The organism is Vibrio sp. V23_P3S9T160 (assembly GCF_963886625.1).
In the GTDB taxonomy this organism is placed as follows: Bacteria; Pseudomonadota; Gammaproteobacteria; order Enterobacterales; family Vibrionaceae; genus Vibrio; species Vibrio anguillarum.
Genome location: NZ_CAWPDB010000006.1, coordinates 1 through 10604, shown reverse-complemented (window position 1 = coordinate 10604; position 10604 = coordinate 1). Strand labels below are relative to the sequence as shown.

Here is a 10604-nt window from a genome sequence, read left to right as displayed (position 1 = left end):
GTATCAAGAAGATCATCAATGATTTTTAGATAGACTTATAATTAATGTTTTTTATTATAATCTTCGTGATATTCATTGCACCACATTATGAAAGAAGTCTCAATGTTTCTTAATGAATGTGACCAATAATTGATGCACTTTGATGACATGATCGGTTGCAATGCATTCGTTGTTAAGTACAATGTCATTTACCTAAAGCGAAGTAAGACATTTATCATTGTTAAAATGACTTAATAACGGTGGTTTATTGTACTTTCTTTGACGTAGAGGTGCGGTAAAAAATAGTAACTTCTGTTGGGGTAATGCCAATGAACAAAAGTGAAAGGTTTTATCGCCGAAGTAAGTATGCACATTAAAGCAGCTTGCTGGGGTTGTATTCGAATAGGAACAACACTGCCATAGTCTATTCTTTTTTTAAACTATGGAGCGCTACTGTAGGGTTGGGTGAAGTGTTCGCTTCCCTTTCGCTTAGTTCAACATGAATTACGTGGTTATCTTAGCTCGTAATTTGTCTGCAGTAGATCTCTAACCATTTACTTACTGGTTTTTGAAGATCATGAATTTAATCGATTTTGCATCATCTCCTCTGTCGCTGTTACCGCCTCTGGTAGCATTAAGTTTGGCTGTTCTTACACGCAGAGTACTTGTTTCATTAGGTGTCGGTATTGTATTAGGCGCGGTATTACTCGCGGATTATTCTTTTGGTAGTGCATTCAGTTATGTTGCTACTAAGGTATCAAGCGTCTTTGTTGCTGATGGCGGCATTAACACTTGGAATATGAGTATCGTCGGGTTTTTGCTTTTATTAGGTATGATGACCGCGCTATTAACTTTGTCTGGCGGTACTCGTGCTTTTGCCGAATGGGCACAAGTCCGCGTAAAAAGTAAACGTGGCTCAAAACTGCTGGCGGCATTTTTGGGTGTGTTTATTTTCGTTGATGATTATTTTAACAGTTTAGCCGTAGGTTCTATTTCTCGCCCTGTGACTGACCGCTTTTATGTATCTCGCGCTAAACTTGCCTATATCCTTGATTCAACTGCAGCACCAATGTGCGTTGTGATGCCAGCTTCTAGTTGGGGCGCGTACATTATGACGATTATTGGCGGTATTCTCGTTTCTCACGGGATTACCGAATATTCGGCATTGGGCGCGTACATGCGTTTAGTACCAATGAATTTTTATGCCATTTTTGCATTACTGATGGTGTTTGCGGTGGTGTGGTTCCAATTAGATATTGGTCAAATGCGCCAGCATGAAATTAATGCCTCCCAAGGCCGTGGATTTGACGACGCAAATGAAAACGATAGCCAAGACGCACATGAGTTAAATGAAGAGCTTGATATCAAAGAGAGCGAACATGGCAAAGTGTTGGATCTGGTTCTGCCTATCGTATTACTCATCATTGCAACGGTTTCAGCCATGTTATTTACGGGTGGTCAATCTTTAGCCGCAGACGGTAAAGCATTTGATCTACTGGGTGCGTTTGAAAACACCAATGTCGGCGCTTCATTGATTTACGGCGGGCTAGTTGGCTTGGCGATGGCTCTGTTTACTGTGTTTAAGCAAAAGCTGCCAATGAATGACATCCGTAATACATTGTGGATCGGTGCTAAATCGATGTTTGGTGCGATTTTGATCCTGATTTTTGCGTGGACAATTGGCTCTGTTATTGGGGACATGAAAACCGGTGCGTACATGTCATCTTTGGTTCAAGGTAATATTGATCCGCATTGGCTACCGGTCATCTTATTCTTACTATCGGGCGTGATGGCGTTTTCAACCGGCACTTCTTGGGGAACGTTTGGCATCATGTTGCCCATTGCTGGAGATATGGCCGCGGCGACCGATATCGCTCTAATACTCCCTATGCTGAGCGCGGTGCTCGCTGGTTCCGTTTTTGGTGACCACTGTTCTCCTATTTCTGACACCACCATTTTATCGTCGACAGGCGCGCGTTGTAACCATATCGATCACGTTGCGACACAATTGCCGTATGCACTGGCTACGGCCTTGGTTTCGAGTGTCGGTTTTGTTGTTTTAGGAATGACAGCGTCAGTGCTGATCTCGTTGGCTTGTGCTTCTGTTGCATTTATCATTGTGTGCATGATTATGGCCGCTATGGCGAAATCAAAAATGACACATTGCGAGACGTTGTAGCCGTATTTTGGTTAAATAGAGTTGATAAAAGGGAAACGAAAGTTTCCCTTTTTTATTACTGGTGCACGACGGCGAAAAAAGATTTTAAAAAAGCAAAATTTTTAGTTGAAAAAGAACATCAGCTTGGTTAGTGTGGAGTCAAGACAGCAAACCAATAAGAGCTGATAAGTATGCGTAATTTTGTAATGAACATTCATCATCACCATCACCCTAAATAATCTTTCGGGGAGGTGTACGCATACCCGGGAGGCAGGAAACTCCCGGTGGTTAAGTCAAAGCATTTAGATTAAAACCCTCGGGAGAACGCAAATCTCCCGAGGGTTTTTTCATTTTGCTTTAACTCAATTCCAAATACATTCAATACATTGCACAGGGAAATTGTCATGCAAACACAACGCCTAAGAATTGCCATCCAGAAGAAAGGCCGCTTGAGCTCAGAGTGCCAAGACTTACTTAAAAAATGCGGCGTGAAATTCAATATCATGGGTGAGCGTCTTGTCGTTCACTCTCTCAATATGCCGATCGACCTACTGCTAGTGCGTGATGACGACATACCCGGGCTGGTGATGGACGGTGTGGTTGATCTCGGTTTCATTGGTGAGAATGAACTGGAAGAGGTGCGTTTAGAACGCTTGTCACAAAATAAGAAAAGTGAGTTTGTTTCACTGCGCCGTCTTGATTTTGGTGGCTGCCGTTTATCCATCGCGATCAATAAAGATCAGCAATACAACGGTCCTCAAGATTTGGCGGGTAAACGCATCGCCACAACTTATCCGCAGCTACTCAAAGCGTACATGGATGAAAAGGGCATTGATTTTAGCACTTGTGTGCTCACAGGTTCTGTTGAGGTTGCGCCACGAGCTGGCTTAGCTGATGCGATTGCTGACCTTGTTTCTACCGGCGCAACATTAGAAGCGAATGGTCTCAAAGAGGCTGAAGTTATCTTCCAATCCAAAGCAACACTCATTCAGCGTCAAGGTGAATTCAGTGAAGATAAGCAAGCATTGATTGCTCGTTTATTGACGCGTATGCAAGGCGTGATTCAAGCCAAAGAGTCCAAATACATCATGCTGCATGCCCCGGTTGATCAATTAGAAGCGATTAAAGACTTACTTCCGGGAGCGGAAGACCCAACAGTGCTGCCTTTATCGGCGGAGAAAAATCGTGTTGCAGTACATGTGGTCAGTACCGAGAACCTATTTTGGGAAACCATGGAGCGCCTAAAAGCATTAGGGGCGAGTTCTATTTTGGTTTTACCTATAGATAAAATGATGGAGTAACGGCGATGAGAACTGTCGTTTGGCAATCGTTGAGTGAAACTCAGCAAGATTCAATTTTAGAACGCCCGGCCATTACTGAAGGAGCCAATGTCACTGCTGCCGTGAGCGCCGTGATTGCGCAGGTAAAAGCGCAAGGTGACCAAGCTTTAATTGAGTTAACTGAAAAATTTGACCGCGTGAAACCGGATTCAATTCGCGTCTCAAGTGGTGAGATTGATGCGGCGTGTGAGCGTCTTTCTGACAAGATGAAACGAGCGCTTCAACAAGCTTATGAGAACATTACTAAGTTCCATAAAGCACAAAAGCTGCAACCGATCAAAGTGGAAACGCAGCCGGGAGTGGTGTGTGAACAAGTCACGCGTCCAATTAATACGGTGGGCTTGTACATTCCCGGAGGCAGTGCGCCTTTACCTTCTACCGTATTAATGTTGGGTGTTCCTGCACAAATTGCAGGGTGTCGTAAAGTGGTGCTCTGCTCACCGCCACCGATTGCGGACGAAATCCTCTACGTGGCCAAGCTGTGTAACATTGATGAGGTATACAACATTGGTGGTGGTCAAGCGATTGCAGCAATGGCTTATGGGACGAAATCCGTTGCTAAAGTAGACAAAATCTTCGGCCCCGGTAATGCCTACGTGACAGAAGCAAAACGTCAAGTGAGTAATGATTTTCGCGGTGCAGCGATTGATATGCCAGCGGGTCCTTCGGAAGTGTTGGTGATTGCTGATGATACGGCTGATGCCGATTTCATCGCGGCTGATCTGCTTAGCCAAGCTGAGCACGGACCTGATTCACAAGTTGTGTTAGTGACCCCTTCAGCGGTGATTGCCGATCAAGTAACAGATGCAGTGCAAAAGCAGCTAAAAAGCTTATCTCGCGCCGCCATTGCAGAAAAGGCCTTGGCTTCTAGTTTGATCATTATCGCTGAGTCTTTGACCCAAGCAGTTTCTATCTCGAACTACTACGGCCCTGAGCACTTAATTGTGCAAACGCGGAACCCTCGTGAGCTGTTGCCGTTACTTGATAACGCTGGCTCAATTTTCTTAGGTGAGTGGTCACCAGAATCAGCCGGTGACTACGCTTCGGGTACCAACCACGTTTTGCCAACATACGGTTACACGCGTACTTATTCTAGCCTTGGTTTAGCTGATTTTAGTAAGCGCATGACGGTGCAAGAACTCAGCGCAGAGGGCTTACAAGGGTTAGCGCCAACCGTGGTCACAATGGCAGAAGCTGAAGGATTGGATGCACACAAACGTGCGGTCACCATTCGAGTCGAAAAATTGCAAAAGGCGAAAAAATAATGGAAAAACTGGCTCGTAAGCAAATTCAAGCACTGAAACCTTACTTATCGGCTCGCCGTATTGGCGGCAGTGGTGATGTGTGGCTCAATGCCAACGAATCGCCATTCAATAATGAGTACAAAACCGATTTTGTGCGTTTGAACCGTTACAGTGATTGCCAACCCAAAGCTATGATCGATGCGTATGCGGCTTATGCCAAGGTACAGCCAGAGCAGGTGTTGACCTCACGCGGTGCTGATGAAGGGATTGAACTTTTGATCCGCGCATTTTGTGAGCCCAATCAAGACGCTATTTTATACTGTCCGCCGACTTATGGTATGTACGCGATTAGCGCTGAAACGTTCGGTGTCGAGCGTAAAGTTGTGCCATTAACGGCGGATTGGCAGCTCGACCTGTCAGCCATTCGTGCCAATTTGGACAGCGTGAAGTTGATCTTCGTTTGTAGTCCTAATAATCCAACCGGCAATTTAGTTAAGCGCCAAGATATTATTGCTTTGCTGGAAATGACTAAAGACCGCGCTATTGTCGTGATGGATGAAGCCTACATTGATTTTTGTCCAGAAGCCTCAACCGTTGATTTATTAGCGCAATATCCGAATTTGGCGATTTTACGCACCTTATCCAAAGCGTTTGCGCTTGCAGGTTTGCGCTGCGGTTTTACCTTGGCCAATAAAGAGCTGATTGATGTGCTGCAGAAGGTAATTGCACCTTATCCCGTGCCAATTCCGGTAGCAGACATTGCCGTGCAAGCGTTATCGGAAGCTGGGCTTGCTCGTACCAAATTCCAAGTGTTGGATCTCAATGCAAACCGTGCTTACTTACAAGCAGGGTTGTATATGGTGCCCCATTTAACTGTGTTTGAAGGGTGGGGAAACTACCTATTAGTGAAATTCCCCGATGGCGATGCATTGTTTAAAGCCGCTTGGGATCACGGCATTATTTTACGCAATTCTCCGATTGAAAATTGCGTGAGGATCAGTATCGGTAATCGCGAAGAGTGTGAAAAAACACTCGCTTTTATTCGCAATTATTATCAGTAATCGAGCACCATAAATAGCCAAAAATGAATAAGAGCCAGTCGTTTAAGTGACGTTACTGGCCAATAGAAAAGGATATTCCAGTGAGCAAACAGCAAAAAATTCTCTTTATTGATCGTGACGGCACCTTAATTGTTGAGCCTCCGGTCGATTTCCAAGTTGATCGTTTAGACAAACTGAAACTAGAGCCGTATGTGATCCCAAGCCTACTGGCTTTGCAGGCTGCGGGTTATCGGCTGGTGATGGTCACCAACCAAGATGGACTGGGGACGGATAGCTATCCTCAAGCGGATTTCGATGCCCCTCATGCGATGATGATGGACATTTTTCAGTCCCAAGGAGTGATCTTTGATGATGTGCTGATTTGCCCGCACTTTGAAAAAGATAATTGCTCTTGCCGCAAACCCAAACTGGGGATGGTTAAAGAGTATCTGCAAGGAGGCAAAGTCGATTTTCAGCAATCAGTGGTGATTGGCGATCGAATGACCGACCTGCAACTGGCTGAAAATATGGCGATCCGTGGTATTCAATATCATCCGAAAAGTATGGGATGGCGTGAAATAGTTAAAGACTTAACCGTGAAAGCGCGCAGCGCCGAAGTGGTAAGAACCACTAAAGAGACCGACATTAAAGTTGCGGTCAATTTGGATGAAACGGGTGGTAATCAAATTACAACGGGGTTAGGTTTTTTTGACCACATGCTTGACCAAATCGCAACCCATGGTGGTTTTCAATTGAAGTTGAGCGTCAATGGTGATCTGCACATTGATGATCACCACACCATTGAAGATACCGCATTAGCACTCGGGCAAGCCTTAAAAGAGGCATTAGGCGATAAGCGTGGCATTGGTCGTTTTGGTTTTTCGTTGCCGATGGATGAGTGTTTAGCACAATGCGCGCTCGATCTATCGGGTCGCCCTTATCTGAAATTTGAGGCCACCTTTACACGTGAGCAAGTGGGCGATCTCTCCACTGAAATGGTATATCACTTCTTCCGTTCATTAACCGACACTTTGGCCTGTACGCTACATCTCTCATCCAGTGGCGAGAATGATCACCATATTATTGAAAGTTTGTTTAAGGCTTTTGGCCGCACATTGCGCCAAGCCATTAAAGTGGAAGGCAATGAACTACCTAGCAGCAAAGGAGTACTGTAATGTCGTCAGTCCGCGAAGCGATGAGTGATAACAGCAGCCAGCCGCAAAAGGTTGTCATCATTGATACAGGCTGCGCTAATGTTTCTTCCGTGAAATTTGCCATCGAACGCTTGGGTTACCCAGTCACTATTTCAAAAGATCCTGATGTGGTGTTGACGGCAGATAAGCTGTTTTTACCCGGTGTCGGTACGGCAAGTGAGGCGATGAAAAATCTGCAACAGCGCGATTTAATCACCTTGGTAAAACAGGTTGAAAAGCCACTGCTCGGCATCTGTTTAGGCATGCAACTGTTAGGTCAGCTGTCAGAAGAAAAAGGACAGCAAGCTAGCGATCAAGCTAATGGCATTGTTGATAATGATATTGTTGAATGCTTGAGATTATGTGACGGCGAGGTTCGCCTGATGGATACAGGCGATTTACCACTGCCACATATGGGTTGGAATACGGTCAATGCCGAAAGCGGCCATCCTCTGTTTAAAGGCATTGAGCAAGGTGAATATTTCTATTTTGTCCATAGCTACGCCATGCCCGTCGGTGAATACACGATTGCTGAATGTGAATACGGTAAGCCTTTCACCGCGGCGCTGCAAAGCGGTAATTACTATGGTGTCCAATTTCACCCAGAGCGCTCATCCAAAGCTGGCTCAGCACTGATCAAGAACTTCTTGGAATTATAAAAGGGAATTAGCAATGATTATTCCAGCATTAGATTTAATTGATGGCCAAGTGGTTCGCTTATTTCAAGGCGATTATGGTCAAGTTACCGAATACAAAGTGGACCCTGCAGAGCAGTTTCGCCTCTATCATCAGGCTGGAGCTAACTGGTTGCACCTTGTCGATTTAACGGGTGCAAAAGATACTTCGGCCCGACAGCTTGATCTGATTGCCAAACTGCTTGCCAGTACCCCTGCCAATATTCAAATTGGTGGCGGTGTTCGTAGTGAGCAAGATGTGGCGGATTTATTAAATGCGGGTGCGCAGCGCGTGGTTGTCGGTTCTACGGCCGTAAAACAGCCTGAATTAGTCAAAGAATGGATGGAAAAGTATGGTGCAGAAAAAATTGTGCTAGCGCTCGACATCAACATTGATCAAGACGGCACACGTAAAGTGGCCATTTCAGGTTGGCAAGAAGATTCAGGTGTAACGATAGAAGCCTTGATTGATGATTACCTAACGGTCGGTTTGACGCACGTATTGTGCACTGATATTTCGCGCGATGGCACACTAGCCGGTTCTAACGTTGAGTTGTATATCGATTTATGCAAACAGTACCCACAAGTACAGTTTCAATCCTCAGGTGGTATCGGTAGCTTAGCGGACATCAAAGCTTTAACAGGCAGTGGCGTCGCAGGCGTGATTGTCGGTCGTGCCTTATTAGATGGTAAGTTCACCGCTCAGGAGGCATTCGAATGTTGGCAAAACGCATAATTCCTTGTTTGGATGTCCGCGATGGACAAGTAGTGAAAGGGGTGCAGTTTCGCAATCACGAAATCATTGGTGATATCGTACCGCTTGCAAAACGCTACGCCGAAGAGGGCGCGGATGAGTTGGTGTTTTACGACATTACCGCGTCGAGTGATGGCCGAGTGGTTGATAAAAGTTGGGTGGCGCGTGTCGCGGCAGTGATTGATATTCCATTTTGCGTCGCGGGCGGTATTAAATCTGCCGAAGATGCTGCGCGAATTTTAGAATTTGGTGCAGATAAAGTCTCCATTAACTCTCCTGCACTCGCTAACCCACAGTTGATTACTGACTTAGCGGATAAATTTGGCGTGCAATGTATTGTGGTCGGCATTGACTCTTACTTCGATCAAGAAACGGGTCAGTATCAGGTCTATCAATTTACTGGAGATGAGACGCGCACCAAAGCAACACAGTGGCAAACTTGCGATTGGGTACAAGAGGTACAAAAACGTGGTGCGGGTGAAATCGTATTGAATATGATGAACCAAGACGGCGTGCGTAATGGTTATGATCTACAGCAACTCCAGAAGGTACGTGCTGTGTGTCGCGTGCCACTTATCGCTTCTGGCGGGGCGGGAACGATGGAGCACTTTGCGCAAGCTTACCAACAAGCTCATGTCGATGGCGCGTTGGCGGCATCGGTTTTTCACAAGCAGATCATCAATATCGGCGAATTAAAACAATATTTACAAGCAGAAGGTGTAGAGGTAAGACGATGAGTTTTCAAGTATCGAGTGCGGTTGCACTTTCTGAGCGTATTGATTGGAACAAAGTTGATGGCCTTGTTCCGGCGATAGTGCAAGATTTTCAATCAAGTCAAGTGCTTATGATGGGTTACATGAACCAAGATGCGTTGCAAAAAACCGCGCAAACAGGCCAAGTGACGTTCTTTTCTCGCAGCAAACAGCGCCTTTGGACCAAAGGAGAGACCTCTGGTCATGTGTTACAGTTGAAAAACATGGCGCTCGATTGTGATAATGACACTTTATTGGTCAAAGTGAATCCCATTGGGCCAACGTGCCATACTGGAACCACAACCTGTTGGGATAACGATGCACAAGAAGAGTCTCAAATGGTGTGGCTTCATCAGCTTGAGCAGCTATTGGCTGCCCGCAAGAGTGCCGACCCTGATTCCTCTTACACCGCTAGCCTTTATGCCCGTGGAACAAAGCGTATTTCGCAGAAAGTGGGCGAAGAGGGCGTTGAAGTTGCGCTTGCGGCGACGTCGGGCGATAAGGCGGAGTTAGTGTGTGAGTCTGCTGATTTGATTTATCACTTATTGGTGCTATTGCAAGACCAAGGATTAGCGTTGAGTGATGTGATTGATAAGCTTAAAGAACGCCATAAATAAACACAGTGAAGCCTCTTAAATAAAGAGGCTTCCGTTTTTGAGAGCGGTGTTAGAGGGTAATTTCTTTCCACTCACCGGGTTGTAGATCGCCTAAAACAATGTCGCCCATCGCGTAGCGCACTAAGCGCAGTGTTGGAAAGCCAATATGCGCAGTCATACGTCGTACTTGCCGGTTTTTACCTTCAGTAATGGTAATCGCAAGCCATGTGGTTGGGATTTGTGCGCGAAAACGAACCGGTGGATTACGTTCCCACAAGGTAGGCGGTTGCAAAACCTCAACCTTGGCAGGCAGCGTCATGCCATCTTTTAGCTCTACACCTTGGCGCAATTTATCTAAATCGTTTTGAGCGGGTTCTCCTTCTACTTGAACCCAATACGTTTTTGGTAATTTTGACTGCGGCTGCGTTAGTCTCGCTTGCAAGATGCCGTCATTGGTGAGCACCATCAAACCTTCGCTGTCTCTGTCCAAGCGACCTGCGGCATACACCTCTTTTACGGGAATAAAATCAGCGAGAGTTTTGCGCCCATCACCATCGGTAAACTGGCTTAGCGTATCAAAAGGCTTATTAAAGATGATGACTTTTCGATCAGCAAGTGATACTCGTTTTTTTACCTCTTCTGCAGATGAGGAGGAGCGGGCGGTTGAACGCTGATGTGGATCGCGCCGTTTAAAATGAGAAGAGCCAGAGGGTTTTGATACTGATGAAGAATCACGACGCAAGCGGGATGACATGTTAACTACCTTGCAAAAATGTAAATGAAGTGTGTTTGAAAGTTTTCTGAACTTTGGATTTAAGCTATGATTTGCGCGCCCAGAAACAGGATTGACGCACAAGATAATAGACTATTATCC

The 10604-nt window shown here is 45.7% G+C and carries 10 protein-coding genes, 1 riboswitch and 1 other annotated feature; of the genes, 9 read left to right on the top strand and 1 reads right to left on the bottom strand.

Translation table 11 applies throughout. The annotated features are described in order from the left end of the window. Positions 1 to 256 precede the first annotated feature (256 nt). A riboswitch (Lysine riboswitch) is annotated at positions 257 to 440 on the top strand. A gap of 116 nt (positions 441 to 556) precedes the next feature. From AACU59_RS00315 to hisIE, 9 genes are all read left to right on the top strand, one after another. Then, positions 557 to 2158 (top strand): Na+/H+ antiporter NhaC family protein, encoded by a 1602-nt coding sequence (locus AACU59_RS00315; protein ID WP_094129382.1) that lies wholly within the window; start codon positions 557 to 559, stop codon positions 2156 to 2158. 193 nt (positions 2159 to 2351) lie between these two features. Further along, positions 2352 to 2488: a sequence feature (His leader region), on the top strand. Positions 2489 to 2541: 53 nt separating this feature from the next. Then, on the top strand, positions 2542 to 3438 hold the full coding sequence (gene hisG / locus AACU59_RS00310) for an ATP phosphoribosyltransferase (RefSeq protein ID WP_026027608.1): 897 nt from the start codon (positions 2542 to 2544) through the stop codon (positions 3436 to 3438). 5 nt (positions 3439 to 3443) lie between these two features. Next, positions 3444 to 4742: a histidinol dehydrogenase gene (gene hisD, locus AACU59_RS00305; protein ID WP_088728791.1), complete on the top strand. Its 1299-nt coding sequence runs from the start codon at positions 3444 to 3446 to the stop codon at positions 4740 to 4742. Further along, positions 4742 to 5782 (top strand): histidinol-phosphate transaminase, encoded by a 1041-nt coding sequence (hisC, locus tag AACU59_RS00300; protein ID WP_094125962.1) that lies wholly within the window; start codon positions 4742 to 4744, stop codon positions 5780 to 5782. The genes hisD and hisC overlap by 1 nt, the downstream gene beginning before the upstream one ends. An 80-nt stretch (positions 5783 to 5862) precedes the next feature. Continuing rightward, positions 5863 to 6936 (top strand): bifunctional histidinol-phosphatase/imidazoleglycerol-phosphate dehydratase HisB, encoded by a 1074-nt coding sequence (hisB, locus tag AACU59_RS00295; RefSeq protein WP_013857094.1) that lies wholly within the window; start codon positions 5863 to 5865, stop codon positions 6934 to 6936. Next, complete coding sequence (hisH, locus tag AACU59_RS00290; protein ID WP_019281966.1) at positions 6936 to 7613, top strand: imidazole glycerol phosphate synthase subunit HisH; 678 nt, start codon at positions 6936 to 6938, stop codon at positions 7611 to 7613. Before hisB ends, hisH begins: the two co-directional genes overlap by 1 nt. Before the next feature lie 13 nt (positions 7614 to 7626). Continuing rightward, positions 7627 to 8364 (top strand): 1-(5-phosphoribosyl)-5-[(5-phosphoribosylamino)methylideneamino]imidazole-4-carboxamide isomerase, encoded by a 738-nt coding sequence (gene hisA / locus AACU59_RS00285; protein ID WP_094145772.1) that lies wholly within the window; start codon positions 7627 to 7629, stop codon positions 8362 to 8364. Next, positions 8346 to 9119, top strand: a complete 774-nt coding sequence (gene hisF / locus AACU59_RS00280) for an imidazole glycerol phosphate synthase subunit HisF (protein WP_017044649.1) — start codon at positions 8346 to 8348, stop codon at positions 9117 to 9119. The genes hisA and hisF overlap by 19 nt, the downstream gene beginning before the upstream one ends. After that, positions 9116 to 9751: a bifunctional phosphoribosyl-AMP cyclohydrolase/phosphoribosyl-ATP diphosphatase HisIE gene (hisIE, locus tag AACU59_RS00275; protein ID WP_017043909.1), complete on the top strand. Its 636-nt coding sequence runs from the start codon at positions 9116 to 9118 to the stop codon at positions 9749 to 9751. The genes hisF and hisIE overlap by 4 nt, the downstream gene beginning before the upstream one ends. A 49-nt stretch (positions 9752 to 9800) precedes the next feature. Here the strand turns inward: hisIE and AACU59_RS00270 are convergent, their stop codons facing one another. Continuing rightward, entirely contained in the window at positions 9801 to 10484 is a 684-nt protein-coding gene (locus AACU59_RS00270) for a pseudouridine synthase (RefSeq protein ID WP_217898845.1), read from the bottom strand. Between the last annotated feature and the right edge of the window lie 120 nt (positions 10485 to 10604).

Bases quoted from the DNA above. Each gene is read 5' to 3' on its own strand.
- hisH (WP_019281966.1), top strand. From the start codon at position 6,936: ATGTCGTCAGTCCGCGAAGCGATGAGTGATAACAGCAGCCAGCCGCAA.
- AACU59_RS00315 (WP_094129382.1), top strand. From the start codon at position 557: ATGAATTTAATCGATTTTGCATCATCTCCTCTGTCGCTGTTACCGCCT.
- hisIE (WP_017043909.1), top strand. From the start codon at position 9,116: ATGAGTTTTCAAGTATCGAGTGCGGTTGCACTTTCTGAGCGTATTGAT.
- hisD (WP_088728791.1), top strand. From the start codon at position 3,444: ATGAGAACTGTCGTTTGGCAATCGTTGAGTGAAACTCAGCAAGATTCA.
- hisF (WP_017044649.1), top strand. From the start codon at position 8,346: ATGTTGGCAAAACGCATAATTCCTTGTTTGGATGTCCGCGATGGACAA.
- hisC (WP_094125962.1), top strand. From the start codon at position 4,742: ATGGAAAAACTGGCTCGTAAGCAAATTCAAGCACTGAAACCTTACTTA.
- AACU59_RS00270 (WP_217898845.1), bottom strand. From the start codon at position 10,484: ATGTCATCCCGCTTGCGTCGTGATTCTTCATCAGTATCAAAACCCTCT.
- hisG (WP_026027608.1), top strand. From the start codon at position 2,542: ATGCAAACACAACGCCTAAGAATTGCCATCCAGAAGAAAGGCCGCTTG.
- hisA (WP_094145772.1), top strand. From the start codon at position 7,627: ATGATTATTCCAGCATTAGATTTAATTGATGGCCAAGTGGTTCGCTTA.